The organism is Tessaracoccus pujii, assembly GCF_055326215.1.
Genome location: NZ_JBUZNP010000001.1, coordinates 128970 through 145334, shown reverse-complemented (window position 1 = coordinate 145334; position 16365 = coordinate 128970). Strand labels below are relative to the sequence as shown.

Here is a 16365-nt window from a genome sequence, read left to right as displayed (position 1 = left end):
CGGGCGAGTTCCTCGAGGTCGTCCGGAGAGGGAGTATCCCGAAGCGGGTCCGACCTCAGTACGGCGCAAGCCCGTGGGATCGGCCATCTGGCGGGACTCGACGTACTTCCTTTCTATGCACCTCACACCGGGAGACAGACTTGTCCATAGAGAATCTCGCCGCTGACAGCCCCGTCGAGACTGATCCCTCCTGGCATGTGATCAGTGTGGAGGACGCTCTGGCGCGGACGGGCTCCCAGGCCTCCGGGATTTCGACGGCGGTGGCCGAGAAGCGCTTGGAGCGCTTCGGCACCAACGAACTGGTAGACCGTGGCGGCAAGCCGGCCTGGAAGATCCTGTGGGAGCAGTTCACCTCGGTGATGGTGCTGATCCTCATCGCGGCCACGGTCTTGTCGCTCATCCTCGGCAAGTTCTTGGAGGCCGGTGCCATCGGCGGGATCGTGCTTCTGTTCGCGCTGCTCGGCTTCTTCCAGGAGTACCGCGCGGAGAAGGCGATCGCCGCGCTTCGCCAGATGACGGTCCCCACCGTGCGGGTGCTGCGCGACGGCGTCACGGTCTCAGTGCCGGCCAGGCAGCTGGTGCCGGGCGACGTTATCCAACTGGACGCAGGCACCGTTGTCCCCGCCGATCTACGACTCGTGGAGGTGGTCTCCCTGAGGATCCAGGAGGCTGCCCTGACCGGCGAGTCCGAGGCCGTGGACAAGAACACCGCACCACTGGCCGGTGCAGACCTTCCCGTCGGGGATCGCATCAACATGGCATTCTCCGGCACCGAGGTCACCTACGGCCGCGGAGTGGGCCTGGTCATCGCCACCGGCATGGGCACGCAGCTGGGCAGAATCGCCGACCTGCTCCAAGGGGTCACGACGGAGCAGACCCCGCTCCAGGCGCGCCTCGACCATGTCGGCAAACAGTTGGCCGTCCTGGGCGTGGTCACCGCCGGTGTGGTTGCGCTCCTTGGCGCGCTAGCCGGCGAGACGTGGAGCAACCTCGTTCTCACCGCCATCTCGGTGGCAGTTGCGGTCATCCCAGAGGGTCTACCGGCCGTCGTGACTTTCACGCTGGCTGTGGGTGCACAGCGGATGTTGCGGCGCAACGCGCTGGTGCGCAAACTGCCTGCGGTAGAGACGCTGGGCTCGGTCACCACCATCTGCTCGGACAAGACGGGCACCCTCACCCAGAACAAGATGACGGTCTCGGCGCTCGTCCTGCCCGACGGCGCCTGGACTCCGGGTGGCGGCTCGCCGTCGGATGCGGCCCTTGTCGCCTTGGCGGCCGGGGCGCTGTGCAACAATGCCGAACTTCGCCACGTCGACGGTGAGGGGATCGAGACAATCGGCGACCCCACTGAGGCCTGCCTGCTCGAGGCCGCCCAGGCCGGTGGGATCGACGTCGCGTCGTTGCGCACGGTCATGGCGAGGATCGGGGAGTTGCCGTTCGATTCCGAGCGCAAACGCATGAGCACCCGGCACGCGGCGCTGGCCGGGCGGGTGCCTGAACTCGCACAGCTGCCACAGGACCTTGATCTCATCTTCGTCAAGGGAGCCGTCGACGGGCTCGTCACGCGCGCCACGGGAGTGTTCGCGGACGGCGCCATCCGGACCTTCGACGATGCGGCACGCGACTGGGTCGAGGACACTAACAAGGACCTGGCCTCCCGTGGCCAGCGGGTGCTGGGCCTCGCCGTGCGGCTCGTTCCTCCGGGCAGCACGCCGGCCGACCCTGAGACCGACCTCGTCCTGCTGGGTGTCGTCGGCATCATCGATCCCCCGCGGCCCGAGGTGGCCGCTGCCGTTGCCATCTGCCAGGGCGCGGGCATCCGGCCGGTCATGATCACAGGCGACCACCCCCTGACCGCGCAGGCAATCGCCCGCGAGCTCGGTATCGGGCGCGACGGGGGCGTGCTGACCGGCGTCGAGCTGGACCGCCTTGACGCCGAGGAGTTCGATCACGCCAGCAGGACGGTGAACGTGTTCGCCCGCGTCTCGCCCGAGCACAAGCTCCGCCTGGTTGACTCGCTGCAGCGTCACGGCCAGATCGTGGCCATGACGGGCGACGGCGTCAACGACGCACCCGCGCTGAAGAAGTCCGACATCGGCGTGGCCATGGGCATCACCGGCACCGACGTCTCGAAGGAGGCCTCGGACATGGTGCTGCGCGACGACAACTTCGCCACCATCATCGCCGCCGTCGAGGAGGGCAGGGTCATCTACGACAACCTGCGCCGGTTCGTCTCGTTCGCCGTGGCCGGAAACCTCGGCAAGATCATCGTCATGGTCGGATGGCCCATCCCGTTCCTCCTCCTCCCCTTCGATGGGACGGCGGCCGTGGCCCTGCTCCCGCTGCAGCTGCTCTGGCTCAACCTCATGACCGACGGCTTGCTGGGCCTCGCGATGGGCAAGGAGCCTGCCGAGTCCACGGTGATGCGCAGGCCTCCGCATGTGCCAGGCGGGAGTCTCTGGACGGGTGGCCTGGGCCGCCGGACCGTGTGGATCGGCTTGGTCATCGGCTTCGTGGCGCTGGGGATCGGTCTCTGGTACCACGAAACCGGCAACCCGGCGTGGCAGTCGATGCTGTTCACCACCCTGGCGTTCCTGCAGATCGGGCAGGCCTTCGCCACCCGGTCCCACCACGACTCGCTCACCACGATCGGGTGGCGCTCCAACACGCTGCTGCTGTGGATCGCCGCACTGGTCCTGGCACTGCAGTTGGCAGCGCTCTACACGCCGCTGGGCGTTTTCCTGAGGCTGGAGCCGCTGGGCGCGGTCGATCTGATGATCGCAGCGGCCACCGGCGTCGGATTGCTGGTGCTGATCGAGAGCGTGAAGGCCGTCGATCGTCGCAGGGGTGTTGGTATCAGCATCGGACGCCACTGAGGCCGGGCTGGTGCAGCGGGCGAGGATCAGGTACCCGTCGTTCCTCACGATCCAGTGTGTCGGTTGCGGTCATCCCGCTCCCTTCCATCGGCATAGAAGGTTGGCGCCAAACTTGTGTACCTCAACCCTCATGGTCGGCCAACCCGGCCAGCAACAGCATCCGAGAGAACGTGTCGGACGTGGCCCGCGGCTGATCCATCACATCCTGGCCGTGGCCGAGCGCCCATCGGGCGATTTCGTACTCGCGTCTGGATAGCCGGTATGTCCTCACCGAGAACGATCAGTGCTACCCCTGAGGAGTCGACGAGCCGGAGGGCAGGCGGCGGCGAGTTGCTCTTCGACGAGGAGACCAGCGCCTGTCGGCTATTCCATCGGATTATCCAGAGAATCCGATGTCATGAGCGTTGACTGCCCGACGGCGACATCAGCTCGTCACCTGCGACGACGCGCCGCTGCCGCCGTGCGGGTGGAGCCACAACCGCCGCGGCCAGAGTTTCGCGCGGGGTGTGAACCTGCCGACCTCGGTCAAGTCGCGGAGGGCGAGGAGGGGGAGGGCCCCTTGTAGAGGACTCGCTTGTCAGGTTCTTTGCGGCGTTGGGGATGCCCCTCCGCTCGGTAGCGCCTGGGTTCGGGTTATGTCGACGGGGGTGCTGGGTGGTTCAGGGCCCGAGGAGTGCGAGGGGGACGACGGCGATGCCGTCGGGGCGGCGGTAGGCGTGTCTGCGGGTGTGGATGATCATCTGGTCGACGAGGCAGTCGCCGAGTTGTTGGTCGAGCCAGTTGAGGTGCTTGACGTTGGCGGGTCTGATGGTGTCGGTGAGTTTGACCTCGATCGCGATTGTGGATCGGTCTGCCGCTTCTACGATCAGGTCGATTTCGTGGTGGGTGTTCTTGGTGCGAAGGTGCCCGATGCGGGCGTCGGCTGCTTCGGCGTAGACCCGCACACCGATTGGGCGGTCAACGACTCGAAATGCGTGTGCTGTCATCGGAAACCATCACAGGTATGATGTATCTGTATCTGATTCTGTCGAACGTGAGGTGATGATGGACACTGCGATGCTTCCTGACCTGCTGCGCTACGACGACTTGGCCGCGCAGGGGCTCACCCGACATGGTCTTGACCGGCTGATCGAGTCGGGGGAGTTTGAGCGCATCGCCCCGGGTCTATTCCTGCGGGCGGGGCTCACGGATGACACGACCGCCGCGTGGATGGCGGTCGCCGCGAAGAAACCCGACGCGACGTTGTGCCTGCTCACCGCGCTGTCGCTGCACGAGCTGACAGATGAGATCCCCGCCCGCAGTGACATCGCCATCCCGCGCGGCACGCAGCCGGTCACCCTCCAGCATGCGCCGATTGCCTGGCACCGCTTCGATCCCGACACCTTCGGCATCGGGCGCCTCGAGTATGAGTTGCCGCTCGGGCTGTCCATCGGCCTGTTCTCGGGGGAGCGCACCCTGATCGACCTGTTCCGGCTGCGGCACGTATGGGGCAGCGACCTCGCCATCGGTGCGCTCAAGCGGTGGGTGCGTGGCAGGGGGAACAGTCCCGGCGCGCTACTGGCGCTGGCTGACTCCTTCCCGAAGGCGCGTCCCGCGGTTCAGTCGGCGCTGGAAGTGCTGCTGTGACCCCGAGCCCGCAGCACGGCACACCGGCGGGCGACGCGAGCATCGCCATCCGCAGGCTCGCCCGACAGGCCGGCGGAGACGTTCAGGAGCTGATGACCCTGTATGCCCTCGAAGGGTTGCTGGCGCGCATCGCACTCTCGGAGCACCGCGATGACTTCGTGCTGAAGGGCGGCGTCCTGCTGGCCGCGTTCGCTGCGCGCCGCCCGACCAAAGACATCGACCTGCAAGCCACCAGGCTTATCGGCGACCCAGAGGAGGTCGCCGAGCGCGTTCGCATCATCGCGGCGTTGGAGGTCGACGACGGGCTCGCGTTCGACCTGGCCAGCGTCACAGCGATGACGATCCGTGAGGAAGACGAGTACGCGGGAGTGCGGGTCAAGCTCACCGCGACGCTGGGCACCGCACGGCTTACTGTCGGGATCGACGTGAACTTCGGCGACCCGATCTGGCCCGCACCTCGTCTTGTAGACCTCCCCCCGCGTCCTGCCCCTCGGGCTCCCGCCGGTGACGCTGCTGGGCTACCCGCTGACGATGGTGCTCGCGGAGAAGGTCGTCACCGCAATCGACCGCGGTATCGCCAACACCCGCTGGCGTGACTTCGCGGACGTGTACGTGTTGACCCGACTTCATCCGGTCGGCGCGGCCGAGTTTCGAGCGTCGGTGAAGACCGTGGCCGAGTACCGGAACGTGGCGTCCACGCCTCTTCTGCCCGCGCTCGCGCCGATGGGCGATTGGGCCCAGCAGAGGTGGCGCGCATGGCGCACACGATCCCACCGCGAGCATGAACTTCCCGCGGCGTTCGCCGACGTGCTCGCAGCGGTCGCAGGCTTCGCCGACCCCGTGCTGTCGGAGACGGCAGTGGGACAATGGAACCCTTCCGCGAAGTCCTGGGAGTGAATCGGCAGGTGCTGCTCACGCCGTGACCGACCACCGTGACCTCATCGAGATACTCCGCAGCACCGGCCAGCGCGTCACCGGCGCCGCCGACCTCATCCTCCAGGCCACTCAGCCCGGTGCCACCATCACCGATACCGCCCTCGATGCTCTCGAAAGCGCCATCCGAGTCCAGACCGACCACTCGCGTTGGGAGACGGGCTCCGCCGAAAAGGCCATCGCCCAGGAACGCCGGCTGTCGGCGCGCCGATGCTCGTCCCCTCCGTGGCCCGCTGACCATGAAGACCGTGATCCACGCGCTCGCTGCGATCACCACGACAACGTCGAAAGTTCGAACTGAAGAACACCCAGCGTGGAGCCCGAGTAGTGGCCGATGAAGCCCGAGAGCCGGCGGCCGAACACGCTGTCGTGCCGCGCCTCGAGGATCACCCTCTGGCCCCGGCCGCCTATGCTGGAGCGCAGTCCTGGACGCGAGATCCGCGAGGTTGCAAGGTTCAGTGCGATTCCCCACGCATTCCCCACGACAAGGTGACGAAATGTCAATTGAAGGCCATAAGGCCTTGCCAGGGGGCTATTGTCGGCTGACGGAAGAGAGCTTCAACTCCTCTCTCGCGCACAAAAGTGCCTCTGATTAGGGCAAATGTAGGGAATCGGCGGGAGGCGAAAGCCTCTCGCCGATTCTCTGTCTCTGGGGCTGGGTCTTCTTGTGGCAAGGGCTGATGCCGGTGGAGTGGTCCGGGTGGCTGTCGGGGGGAGGGGTTTCTTGCGGGGTTGGTGGGGCTGATTCCCCACGGGTTCCCCATGGGGAATCGTGGTCTCCTGAGGCTGTGGAGGGCTCGCCTGTGTCCCGTCTCTGGGTTGTGTCCGCTGACGGGTGCCGGGGGTGGCCGTCGTGATCGGGCGGGTGTGGCTGGTGTGCGGGCTTCGTGTGACTTTCGGCCGGAGTTTCGGCTTGTGGGGCTGCGGGTGGTCTGGGGTGTCTGTGATAATTCGGCTTGTCGTTCTCGCTGGGGTGCGGTGTGGTCGGCGCGTTGCAGCGTCGGTTTCGGGCCTGTCGACAGCTCTTCGTCCCCGGCTTGCCACGCCCATGCGGGGCTGTGAAGTGCCCCGCGGCCGAGCCCTGAGTACGCTGGGCGCCGTGTCGATTCCATCAGCGCCGGAGCCCATTCCAGCACCCTCCTCGGCTGCGGTCGGCAGCGGAGTCGACGCAGACGACCTGGCCGTGACATTGCGGGTCTTGCGCATCATCCACGAGCTCGACGAGGCCCACCCCGACTTCGTGGCCGTCCGACAGGCGACCAGCAGCATGTTCAAGGCGGTCAAGCGCCACCGCCGAGGCGTCAGGCGAGCGGCGATCCAGGACAACGACAAGGCGATCGTCGCCGGGACAGCCACGGGGGCACCCGACCGCATCGATGACGAGACGCGGGGGCTGGCGCTCACGTCAGGCGTCGAGGCGCCGACGGCCGGGACGCTCATGAAGGCCCGGCCCTGCTACATATGCAAGCAGCGGTACACGCTGGTGGACGCGTTCTACCATCAGCTCTGCCCCGCGTGTGCGGCCATGAGTCACACCAAGCGCGGGGCGCGGACGGATCTGGTCGGCAAGCGAGCGCTGCTGACCGGCGGTCGGGCCAAGATCGGCATGCACATCGCGCTCCGGCTGCTGCGCGATGGCGCCCACACCACGATCACGACACGGTTCCCGCGTGACGCGGTGCGACGTTTCGCGGCGATGCCTGACGCCGCCGACTGGCTGCATCGACTGCATGTGGTCGGCATCGACCTGCGTGATCCGTCCCAGGTCATCGCATTGGCCGACGCGGTGGCCGCCCGGGGCCCGCTGGACATCCTGATCAACAACGCGGCGCAGACCGTCCGACGCTCGGCCGGTTCGTACGCGCCCCTCGTCGACGCCGAGTCGATCCCGGTCCCGGACGGACTGTGGCCCGAAGGCCAAGGCCCAGAACTCCTGACGTTCGGGCACACACGAGACCTGCATCCTTTGGCGCTGGCCGAGTCGGTCAAGGCGCACCCGCTGCTGGCGGCGGCGGACGCCGCGGTCACCGGCTCTGCCGCCACTCACGCGGATGCCGAGGCCGCGGCCCGCCACGCCCAGCGCCTGACAGACATGGCTCTGGCTCCGGGCTCGTCGTCGCTGGCGCGTCTGGCCGATGGCTCAGCGATCGACGCGGGAGGGCTCGTTCCCGACCTTCACGACTCGAACAGCTGGGTCCAGGGCGTCGGCGAGGTGGACGCGCTCGAGATGCTCGAGGTGCAGCTCTGCAACGAGACGGCGCCGTTCATCCTCATCAGCCGCCTGCGGCCGCGCCTGGCAGAGGCGGCGAGAAGCGTGGCGAGTGGTCCGGCCCGGGCGTACGTGGTCAACGTGTCAGCGATGGAGGGGGTCTTCGCGCGCGGCTACAAGGGTCCCGGCCATCCGCACACCAACATGGCGAAGGCGGCGGTCAACATGCTGACCCGGACGAGCGCGCGGGAGCTGTTCGAGTCCGACGGCATCCTGATGACCAGCGTCGACACCGGCTGGATCACCGACGAGCGCCCGCACCCCACGAAAGTTCGGCTCGCCGAGGAGGGCTTCCATGCGCCCTTGGATCTGGTCGACGGTGCCGCTCGGGTCTACGACCCGATCGTCCGCGGGCAGGCCGGCGACGACCTGTTCGGCGTCTTCCTGAAGGACTACGCGCCCTCAGGTTGGTAGGCCACGCTCGACAAGAACTCGCCACCCCTCCGAACTGGAGGACTTCTACGTGGGCACCGCGGAGTTCCCCTTCGGGTTCATGACCCAGTACAAGCCATCGATGCTGGTCGGCGACGACAACCACCAGTCGCTCGCCGCCGGATTCCCGATCGGAAAGCGGTTCAAGTCGGCCACGGTGGTCCGGGTCAGTGACTCCAATCCCGTGCACCTGGGCCACCTGGCGCAGGCTGACGGCCGGTGGCGCATCTACGTCTTCGCCGACAGCCCGCCCGCGGGGCAGGCCTCGAAGCTCGCCGACTTCGCCGGGTGGTTAGGCTCATCGCCGGATTCGCCGCTGGCGTGGACGCCGGAAGGCGCCGACGAGGACGCCTGGTTCGACGTGAAGGTGGTCTACCAGCAGGACCACACCAACGTGGCACTGATGGAGCGCCCGCGGTGTTCAAGCCCCGGGTCGGCATGTTCGACCTGGTCCACCTGGAGAAGGTCTATGGGGTCGACCTCGCTCACCCCTTTCGTCAGGCCCCGCCCCGGGTTGGGCTCCCGGTCCGTTCCTTGACGACAGTGGTGAGCGGGCCGCCGGCGGGCGCCGTCGGCGCCCGCCCCGGTCGAAAGGAACTCCAATTGTGACTTCTTGAGTGCGCGATGAGTGATGGTCTGCGGATGCTGCCCACGAAGGCGTGGCAGGCCCTTTGTCGGGCCCGATGAGAGACGCAATGCGCGAACCGTTCGACCGCAAGATGGATGCCGCGTACTGGCGCACAGCCGAGCGGCGTCTGGTTGGGCTGGACATCTGGACGCCGCTCAGCCCAGCACCCGCAACGACACGGCGACCATGTCTCCGTCGTCGAGATCCTCCGCATGCCTGACGGCCTTCTTCACCGGCAGAACGAAGGTGCCGCGGCTGGCATCCGGGAACACGGAGGTGTGCCAGGTGGTGCCACCGACCGTGACCTCGACCCGCACCGATCCGAACCCCCGAGGCGGCCCCGACGTCATCCGGATGACCTCCGCCAGGTCGCCGGGCACGGTGACGAAACGCCATGCGTCCTGGGCGGGCCATCGCCAGAGCTCAGCGGTGAACGTGTGCTGCTCCAAGGCGACTCACCCTCCCCGGTCGGACGCTGTCCTCCAACGCGGACTCCGCATCATCGGACGCCGACCCGCGGGATGGCCGATCCGTTCGCCCTTCCCAGTCGGAACAGCTTCCACCCCACCATCGCGAACCAGGTCGGCAGCAACAACCCGTAGATCATGTACATGGCGCCCAGGATCCCGGCCAAGGAGACGGCGTTGGTGGCCGCGATCAGGGTCCTCCACGATGGGTCTGGGCGCGTCATGTTCACGACCACGATTGTCTCAGCCCGCGGATCGCGACGGGGGAAGGGCTCTATCGTGCGTCGCCGTCGTGCCGGGCGGTTCTGTCTGAGGCGTGGCTCTCGGACCCCACCCGTCTGGTGCCGTGGACTGGTCGCCACCCTCGGGCCGTCAGGGCGCCTGGAGGACGAGCTTGAGCTGTTCGACGGCCCAGCCCAGGTCGGAGGCTTGAATCGTGAGCGGCGGTGCGATGCGGATGGTCTGGCCGTGTGTGTCCTTGACCAGCACGCCGCGAGCCAGCAGCCTCTGTGCGACCTCGCGGCCGGTGCCGCGCGACGGTTCGACGTCGACCCCTGCCCACAGGCCGGCCACCCGCACCTCGGTCAGGCCGTGGCCCAGCAGCTCGTCGAGCAGACCCTTGAGATGATGCCCCAGCGTCGTCGCACGTTCCTGGAACTCGCCGGTGCGGAGCAGCTCCACCACGCGCAACCCGACCGCCGCGGCGAGCGGATTGCCGCCGAAGGTCGAGCCGTGCTCGCCGGGACGGAACACGCCGAGGACGTCGCGGTTGCCGACGACGGCCGACACCGGCAGGATGCCGCCGCCCAGTGCCTTGCCCAGCAGGTAGAGGTCGGGGACGACGCCCTCGCGGTCGCACGCGAACGTCGTCCCGACGCGACCGAGGCCGGACTGGATCTCGTCGGCGATGAGGAGCACGTTGTGCTCGGTACAGAGCTCGCGGACGGCCCGCAGATAACCCTCCGGTGGGATGATGACGCCGGCCTCACCCTGGATGGGCTCGATGAGCACGGCGGCGGTGTTGTCGTCGATTGCTGCCTCGATCGCGGCGGCGTCCCCGTACGGCACGGTGACGAAGCCGGGCGTGAACGGCCCGAACCCCTCCCTGGTGACGGGGTCATCGCTGAACCCGACGATGGTGGTGGTGCGGCCGTGGAAGTTGCCCGCCGCCACGATGATCCGTGCGGCGTCGGCAGGGACTCCTTTGACCCGGTAGGCCCAGGCGCGCGCGGTCTTGATGCCGGTCTCGACGGCCTCTGCGCCGGTGTTCATCGGCAGGACGAGGTCCTTGCGGCACAGCTCGGCCAGGGCGGTGGCGAAGGCACCGAGCCGGTCGTTGTGGAACGCCCGGCTGGTCAGGGTGAGCCGGCCGATCTGATCGACGGCCGCCTTCACCAGCTCGGGGTGGCGGTGCCCGAAGTTCAGCGCCGAGTAGGCAGACAGCAGGTCGAGGTAGCGCCTACCGTCGACATCGGTCACCCAGACGTCCTCCGCGGTCGACACGACCACCGGAAGCGGGTCGTAGTTGCGCGCCACGTGCTCAGCCTCCTGGTGGATGAAGCGCGCCGTCGTCGTGCTCATGGTGTTCTTCCTCTCAGTTCCAGGGTGCAGCACTTGATCCCGCCGCCGCCGAGGTGCAGCTCGGACACGTCGACGGGCACGGGATGGTAGCCGCGCTCGCGCAGTTGGGCGTCGAAGCTGGTGGCGGGCGGCGAGAGGACCACGTTGCGGCCGTCGCTGACCGCGTTCAACTCGAGGCTCGCGGGTTCGGCGGCGGGCACGCGGATCGCGTCGGGGAAACGCTCGAGGAGGTCGGACTGGCCGCGCTCGTCGAAGGCCGACGGCAGGTAGGCGATGTTCGCACGCTCCACACCGCCGAGGCCCTGCACTGGATCGAGGACGCAGATGGCGGTGTCGAGGTGGTAGTACGTCGGGTTGACCAGCCGCAGCGAGATGACCTCGAGCCCGAACACACTGGCGATCTCGGTGTGGCTGTCCAGCTGGGATCGGAAGCCGTAGCCGGCGAGGATCGTCTCGCCCACCAGCAGCAGGTCGCCCTCGCCCTCCTGCGTCGCGACCGGCTGGACGACCTCGAACCCGTGGTCCGCGAACCACTCCCTGAACGGGCGTTCCTCACCCCGACGCTCGCCGACGCTGAACCTCGCGCCCATGGCCACGCCGTCGATGACGAGTCCGCTGTTGGCCGTGTAGACCATGTCGTTGAGGCCCGGGATCGGATCGATGAGTTCGACCTCGTGACCCAGTCCCAGGTATGTGTCGTGGAGCGCCTGCCACTGCCGCACAGCCCTAGCCGTATCGGTCGGATGCGCCCGGTGCATCCAGGGATTGATCTCGTAGCTCACCGTGAAGAAGTCCGGCCGGCACATCAGGTACCGGCGACGCTGCTGGATCCGCTCTTGAGAAGACATCGCCCTCCTCCACCGAGTGCGGACGGCGGACGCTGTCCTTGGACCCGGCGGCACTTCGACCCGCGGCCGAACCGCGAGGAAGAGGCGACACGAGTACGCCTGTCTCCAGTATCCATCCATCGGGCGCCGCCCAATCTCGACGCCCCGAACCCCATAGAGTCCCAGGCGTCGAGGAGCCGGTCGGGGAGTCGGATCAGGTGAGCTGCAGGAAGGCTACGAGTTCGGCGATGGTGGTCTCGGCTTCATCGAGCGTCGGCATTTCGGCGAACACCCTGAGCACCGGTTCGGTGCCGGAGAACCGCACGACGAGCCAGCCACCGTTGGCGAAATGGACCTTGCAACCGTCGAGGTAGCTGGTGTGGTCGACCGCGAGCGTGAAGGCGGGGAGCTCGCGTCGATCGAACAGGGTGGCCATGAGCTCGGCGCGCCGCGCGGGGGTGAATGAGTACGCGTTCTCCACCATGTGGGCGTCGCCGTAGCGGGCGACGACGTCGGTCCACAGGTCGCTGAGCCTCCGGTTGCTGGCAGCCAGCATCTCGACCAGCAGCGAGCCGGCGTAGACGCCGTCCTTGCCGGCGATGTGACCCCGCACAGTGAGGCCTCCCGAGGACTCACCGCCGATCACTGCATCGGTCTCGGCCATCTTGGAGCTGATGTGCTTGAAGCCGACGGGGACCTCGTAGCACTGCTGACCATGGGCGGCGGCCACGCGGTCGAGCAGGTGGGTGGTGGCGATGTTGCGCACCACGGGACCGGTCCAGCCCTTGCCGGTGAGCAGGTACTCGTAGAGCAGGACCATGATCTGGTTGGCCGAGAGGAAGTTGCCCCGGTCGTCGATGATGCCGAGCCGGTCCGCATCACCGTCGGTTGCGATGCCGAGATCGGCGCCCCGCTCGATCACCGTCTGCCTCAGCTGATGGAGGGTCTCGAGCTTGGGGGAGGGGAGGCGCCCGCCGAACATGGTGTCGTGGCGGGAGTTGATCACCTCGACGTCGCAGCGGGCCGTCATCAGCACCGTCTGCATGCACGTCTGCGCCACGCCGAACATCGGGTCGAGCACCACTCGGAGGTGGCGGTGGCGGATCGTGTCCACGTCGAGCTGTTCGAGGATGGCGTCGATGTACCAGTTCATCGAGAACTGCACGGTCACCAGAGGGTGGGTGCGCACTTCGTACTCCGGCACCGATCGCACATCGTCGGAGGAGAGGGCGTTGACCTGCTCCTGCAGGGAGCTGGTCACGTCGACGTCGGCGTCGCGCCCACCCTCGACGAACACCTTGATGCCGTTGTAGACCGCCGGGTTGTGGGAGGCGGTGACCGCCATGCCGTAGACGCAGCCCTTGTTGCGGACCGTCCACATGATCATCGGTGTCGGTGCAGGCCGATCCACCACCGTCACCGGGATCCCATTGGCCACCAGGACCTCGGTTACCCACCAGGCGGCATCGCAGGAGAGGAATCGGCGGTCGTAGCCGACCACGGTTCCCCGATCAGCGACCCCCTCGGCGTTCATGCGATTGGCCAGCCCTTGAGCGAGCAGCCGGACATTCTCCTTGGTGAAGCCGTCGGCGATGATGGCGCGCCAGCCCCCCGTCCCGAATTCGATCATGACTGCAAGCTATCGGAGTCGTCCTCTCGGCAGAGCCATGGATGCAGACACCCTGAGCGTTTGATCAGCAGTTCTGTTCAAACACCCTGTGTGACCAGCCGTGTTGAGCAGTTTGCGCGGCCAGGCTGCGCGGAGCGCGCTTCCGTCCCAGCGCGATCCTAGGATGTCGGACATGAGCGAGATCTTGCCGATGAAGGCCGTTGTCCTCTCCCGCGGACTCGGGACCCGGATGCGCCGAGCCGCCGACGTCACCCTTGACGAGGACCAGCAGAAGGCCGCAGACCTCGGCCTCAAGGCGATGATGCCGGTAGGTCACGGCGATCCTGACGGAAGCGGGGGCCCGGCGGCCAGACCGTTCATCGACCACGTGATCAGCGAGCTTGCCGATGCAGGCCTCACCGACATCTGCCTGGTCATCGGACCCGAGCACGGGCTCGTCCGCGAGTACTACGCCACCCAGCAGCTCCAGCGGGTCAGGATCTCATTCGCCGTCCAGACCGAGGCGCTCGGCACCGCGGATGCGGTCCGGGCGGCACGCGAGTTCGCCGGGGACGATCGATTCGTCATGGTCAACGCCGACAACTTCTATCCCGCAGATGCGCTGCGCGCACTCGTGACGGCCCCCGGGACCGCGGCCGTCGGTTTCGACGCGGCCGCGATGATCGAGAAGTCCAACATCCCCACCGACCGGATAGCCGCCTTCGCGATCCTTCACGCCGATACCGAGGGTCACCTGATCGACCTCATTGAGAAGCCCACCCCCGACGTCGTGGAGCGCTTCGGCCCGCACGCGCGGATCTCGATGAACTGTTTCCTGTTCGGCCCGAGCATCTTCACCGCATGCGACGCGATCGGCCCTTCCGCCCGTGGCGAGTATGAGATCGTCGACGCGGTGCGCTGGCTGGTGTCCGCCGGTGAGCCGGTCACCGTCGTGCCGGTGGCCGAGGGCGTGCTCGACATGTCGGGGCGCACCGACGTTCCGCTCGTCGCCGCGGCACTCGCCCGCCGCAGCGTGACCCTGTGAGCGGCTGGTTCGCTCCCGGACGGATCGAGGTACTGGGTAAACACACCGATTACGCCGGCGGGCAGGTGCTGGTGTGCTCAGTCGACCGCGGCGTCACCGCGACCGTAGATCCGGGGACCCGCGGCATCCAGGCACGCAGCACGGCGCGCGACGACATGGTCATCCTGGAACCTGGCTCGGCCGTCGCCCTGCCCGCCGGGCACTGGGGCCACTATCTCAACGTCGTGGTCGACCGCCTCGGCGCTAACTTCGGGCCCCTGCGCCCCGCGCGCCTCGACATCGAATCCGACCTGCCCCTGGCCAGCGGCATGAGCAGTTCCTCCGCGCTGGTCGTTGCCACGGCCATGGCGCTGGCCCACTTCAACGGGTTCGACCGGTCCGACGCCTGGACCGCCGCGGTCAGAGACGACATCGAGCTGGCGGGCTACCTGGCCTGCGTCGAGAACGGCCGCTCCTTCGGCCCGCTCGCCGGGCGAGCCGGGGTCGGGACGTTCGGGGGGTCCGAGGACCACACCGCGATGCTGTGCAGTCAACGCGATCACCTTGGCCAGTTCGCGTTCAACCCCGCCGGACTGGTAGAACGCGTTCGCCTCGCAGACGACCTCACCTTCGTCGTGGCGGTCAGCGGGGTCACTGCGGAGAAGACGGGAGCCGCGAAAGACGCCTACAACCAGGCCTCGCTCGCAGTCGACGAGGTGCTCGCCCGCTGGAACTCCGCCACCGGCCGCCGCGACCCGAACCTCGCGGCCGCCGTCGCCTCCGACCCGGGCGCGGCGTCCGCCATGGAGGCACTCGTCGGGGGCGAGCCACTGCTGCTCGCACGGCTTCGCCAGTTCGTGGCGGAATCCACCTGGATCGTTCCGGGAGCCGTCGCAGCGCTGCGGGTCGACGACCGGTCCGCGCTCGGTGAACTGGTCGCGGCCTCCCAGCGCTGGGCCGGAGAGGGGCTGGGCAACCAGATCCCTGAAACGGAGTCACTCGTCCGGGGCGCCCGACGACTCGGCGCGGTGGCGGCATCCGCCTTCGGCGCCGGCTTCGGGGGCAGCGTGTGGGCCCTCGTGGAACGCGCTGGGGCGGAGGACTTCGCCGACGACTGGCTCACCGCATACGCCCGGGCCCACCCGGAAGCCGCAACCCACGCCACGACACTCGCGACCCGACCATCCGGGCCGGCGCACCCGTTGGGGGAGTGAGCCAACGAATCACCGACCGATCGGCATGCGCGATCTTCCTCCCCGGATGGTGGAGCTGCCCCGAGCGCCTCGCACTGCGGGACCTCCGGCGGCTGGGCTATAGTCGTCTCGGCAAACAACCCCGCGAGGTGTCCGCGTCCGTCGAAAGGCGGCCGGGAGAATCGGGAAGCCGGTGTGACTCCGGCACAGGGCCCGCTGCGGTGAACCCGAGCGGCCGACCGTGCGTAACAGCGCAACCACTGGACAGCTGTCCGGGAAGGTGGTCGGGCGTGATGAAGGGAAGTCCGAAGACCGGCCTCGCGACGAGTGCCATCCCGTTCGCGGGATGGCCCGACCGACGGAGCCTTGTCATGTTCACTCACCCGCCCACACCCGACCAGGTGAAGAAGTCACCGGTTTCGGCACGCCAACTCGCCAACATGGCGATCTTCATCGCCCTCAGCGCGGTCGGCTCCCTGATCAAGATCCCGAGCCCTCTGGGTTCGATCGGGCTCGACTCGGCGCCGGGCTTCTTCTCGGCCCTGGCATTCGGCGGCTGGACAGGTTTCATCGTCATCGCCGTCGGACACCTGCTGGCGGCAGCCATCGTCGGCTTTCCGCTGACGCTGCCGATGCATCTCGTGATCGCGCTCGGCATGGGGGTGTGCGCGATCGTGTTCCGGTGGCTGGGGCGCCGCGGCGGGCCGGTGTGGCTGATCGTTGCGGTAGTCGTCGCTGCGATCCTGAACAGCTTCGGTCTCGGCCTGATGGTGCTGCCGATCGGCGGCTGGGGCATGTATGCGGCAACCGTCCCGTCCTTGCTGGTGGCTGCGGTGATGAACCTGGTGATCGCGGCGATCGCCTACTCCGCGGTACGCAACAGCAGGCTTCTGAACTGAC

16 protein-coding genes and 1 riboswitch are annotated in these 16365 nt (G+C 67.7%); of the genes, 10 read left to right on the top strand and 6 right to left on the bottom strand.

Annotated features, from left to right (window positions below; all coding sequences use genetic code 11):
- Nucleotides 1-140 precede the first annotated feature (140 nt).
- Nucleotides 141-2876 carry a cation-translocating P-type ATPase gene (locus tag ACZK5N_RS00625; protein ID WP_463624538.1) on the top strand — a complete coding sequence of 912 codons (2736 nt, stop codon included), beginning with the start codon at nt 141-143 and terminating at the stop codon, nt 2874-2876.
- Nucleotides 2877-3535: 659 nt separating this feature from the next.
- Here the strand turns inward: ACZK5N_RS00625 and ACZK5N_RS00620 are convergent.
- A complete protein-coding gene (locus ACZK5N_RS00620; RefSeq protein WP_459017851.1) occupies nt 3536-3862 on the bottom strand; it encodes a DUF4143 domain-containing protein in 327 nt (108 codons plus the stop codon).
- A 55-nt stretch (nt 3863-3917) separates the two neighbouring features.
- Here ACZK5N_RS00620 and ACZK5N_RS00615 point away from each other — a divergent pair, with 55 nt between their 5' ends.
- The 6 genes from ACZK5N_RS00615 (at nt 3918) to ACZK5N_RS00590 (ending at nt 8674) form a co-directional block, all read left to right on the top strand.
- Nucleotides 3918-4502 carry a type IV toxin-antitoxin system AbiEi family antitoxin domain-containing protein gene (locus tag ACZK5N_RS00615; protein ID WP_459017850.1) on the top strand — a complete coding sequence of 195 codons (585 nt, stop codon included), beginning with the start codon at nt 3918-3920 and terminating at the stop codon, nt 4500-4502.
- Nucleotides 4499-5098, top strand: a complete 600-nt coding sequence (locus tag ACZK5N_RS00610; RefSeq protein WP_463624537.1) for a nucleotidyl transferase AbiEii/AbiGii toxin family protein — start codon at nt 4499-4501, stop codon at nt 5096-5098. Before ACZK5N_RS00615 ends, ACZK5N_RS00610 begins: the two co-directional genes overlap by 4 nt.
- Nucleotides 5034-5399, top strand: coding sequence for a nucleotidyl transferase AbiEii/AbiGii toxin family protein (locus tag ACZK5N_RS00605; protein ID WP_463624536.1), 366 nt, complete (start codon nt 5034-5036; stop codon nt 5397-5399). Before ACZK5N_RS00610 ends, ACZK5N_RS00605 begins: the two co-directional genes overlap by 65 nt.
- A 22-nt stretch (nt 5400-5421) precedes the next feature.
- Complete coding sequence (locus tag ACZK5N_RS00600; protein ID WP_459017848.1) at nt 5422-5736, top strand: hypothetical protein; 315 nt, start codon at nt 5422-5424, stop codon at nt 5734-5736.
- A gap of 798 nt (nt 5737-6534) precedes the next feature.
- A complete protein-coding gene (locus ACZK5N_RS00595) occupies nt 6535-8118 on the top strand; it encodes an SDR family NAD(P)-dependent oxidoreductase (RefSeq protein ID WP_459017847.1) in 1584 nt (527 codons plus the stop codon).
- Nucleotides 8119-8167: 49 nt separating this feature from the next.
- A complete protein-coding gene (locus ACZK5N_RS00590; RefSeq protein ID WP_463624535.1) occupies nt 8168-8674 on the top strand; it encodes an FAD-dependent phenol hydoxylase family protein in 507 nt (168 codons plus the stop codon).
- Nucleotides 8675-8919: 245 nt separating this feature from the next.
- Here ACZK5N_RS00590 and ACZK5N_RS00585 read toward each other — a convergent pair whose 3' ends face one another.
- The 5 genes from ACZK5N_RS00585 to ACZK5N_RS00565 all read right to left on the bottom strand — a co-directional run bounded on the left by ACZK5N_RS00585 (nt 8920) and on the right by ACZK5N_RS00565 (nt 13269).
- A complete protein-coding gene (locus ACZK5N_RS00585; protein WP_463624534.1) occupies nt 8920-9213 on the bottom strand; it encodes a DUF1905 domain-containing protein in 294 nt (97 codons plus the stop codon).
- 50 nt (nt 9214-9263) lie between these two features.
- Nucleotides 9264-9455, bottom strand: a complete 192-nt coding sequence (locus ACZK5N_RS00580) for a hypothetical protein (protein WP_459017844.1) — start codon at nt 9453-9455, stop codon at nt 9264-9266.
- A 148-nt stretch (nt 9456-9603) separates the two neighbouring features.
- Nucleotides 9604-10812 (bottom strand): ornithine--oxo-acid transaminase, encoded by a 1209-nt coding sequence (gene rocD / locus ACZK5N_RS00575; protein WP_463624533.1) that lies wholly within the window; start codon nt 10810-10812, stop codon nt 9604-9606.
- On the bottom strand, nt 10809-11660 hold the full coding sequence (gene ddaH / locus ACZK5N_RS00570) for a dimethylargininase (protein ID WP_459017842.1): 852 nt from the start codon (nt 11658-11660) through the stop codon (nt 10809-10811). The genes rocD and ddaH overlap by 4 nt, the downstream gene beginning before the upstream one ends.
- 193 nt (nt 11661-11853) lie before the next feature.
- Nucleotides 11854-13269: a phosphoglucomutase/phosphomannomutase family protein gene (locus ACZK5N_RS00565; RefSeq protein ID WP_459017841.1), complete on the bottom strand. Its 1416-nt coding sequence runs from the start codon at nt 13267-13269 to the stop codon at nt 11854-11856.
- Between the two features lie 172 nt (nt 13270-13441).
- Between ACZK5N_RS00565 and ACZK5N_RS00560 the strand changes: the two genes are divergently transcribed.
- The 3 genes from ACZK5N_RS00560 to ACZK5N_RS00550 all read left to right on the top strand — a co-directional run bounded on the left by ACZK5N_RS00560 (nt 13442) and on the right by ACZK5N_RS00550 (nt 16364).
- Complete coding sequence (locus tag ACZK5N_RS00560) at nt 13442-14293, top strand: nucleotidyltransferase family protein (protein WP_463624532.1); 852 nt, start codon at nt 13442-13444, stop codon at nt 14291-14293.
- Nucleotides 14290-15486 (top strand): galactokinase family protein, encoded by a 1197-nt coding sequence (locus tag ACZK5N_RS00555; RefSeq protein ID WP_463624531.1) that lies wholly within the window; start codon nt 14290-14292, stop codon nt 15484-15486. The genes ACZK5N_RS00560 and ACZK5N_RS00555 overlap by 4 nt, the downstream gene beginning before the upstream one ends.
- A gap of 109 nt (nt 15487-15595) precedes the next feature.
- A riboswitch (cobalamin riboswitch) is annotated at nt 15596-15800 on the top strand.
- Nucleotides 15801-15836: 36 nt separating this feature from the next.
- Entirely contained in the window at nt 15837-16364 is a 528-nt protein-coding gene (locus ACZK5N_RS00550) for an ECF transporter S component (protein WP_463624530.1), read from the top strand.
- Nucleotide 16365 lies beyond the last annotated feature (1 nt).

What these genes read in the sequence shown, in the direction of transcription:
- ACZK5N_RS00605 (WP_463624536.1), top strand. Translation starts at nt 5,034, where the DNA reads ATGGTGCTCGCGGAGAAGGTCGTCACCGCAATCGACCGCGGTATCGCC.
- ACZK5N_RS00615 (WP_459017850.1), top strand. Translation starts at nt 3,918, where the DNA reads ATGATGGACACTGCGATGCTTCCTGACCTGCTGCGCTACGACGACTTG.
- ACZK5N_RS00565 (WP_459017841.1), bottom strand. Translation starts at nt 13,269, where the DNA reads ATGATCGAATTCGGGACGGGGGGCTGGCGCGCCATCATCGCCGACGGC.
- ACZK5N_RS00580 (WP_459017844.1), bottom strand. Translation starts at nt 9,455, where the DNA reads ATGACGCGCCCAGACCCATCGTGGAGGACCCTGATCGCGGCCACCAAC.
- ACZK5N_RS00620 (WP_459017851.1), bottom strand. Translation starts at nt 3,862, where the DNA reads ATGACAGCACACGCATTTCGAGTCGTTGACCGCCCAATCGGTGTGCGG.
- rocD (WP_463624533.1), bottom strand. Translation starts at nt 10,812, where the DNA reads ATGAGCACGACGACGGCGCGCTTCATCCACCAGGAGGCTGAGCACGTG.
- ddaH (WP_459017842.1), bottom strand. Translation starts at nt 11,660, where the DNA reads ATGTCTTCTCAAGAGCGGATCCAGCAGCGTCGCCGGTACCTGATGTGC.
- ACZK5N_RS00560 (WP_463624532.1), top strand. Translation starts at nt 13,442, where the DNA reads ATGAGCGAGATCTTGCCGATGAAGGCCGTTGTCCTCTCCCGCGGACTC.
- ACZK5N_RS00550 (WP_463624530.1), top strand. Translation starts at nt 15,837, where the DNA reads ATGTTCACTCACCCGCCCACACCCGACCAGGTGAAGAAGTCACCGGTT.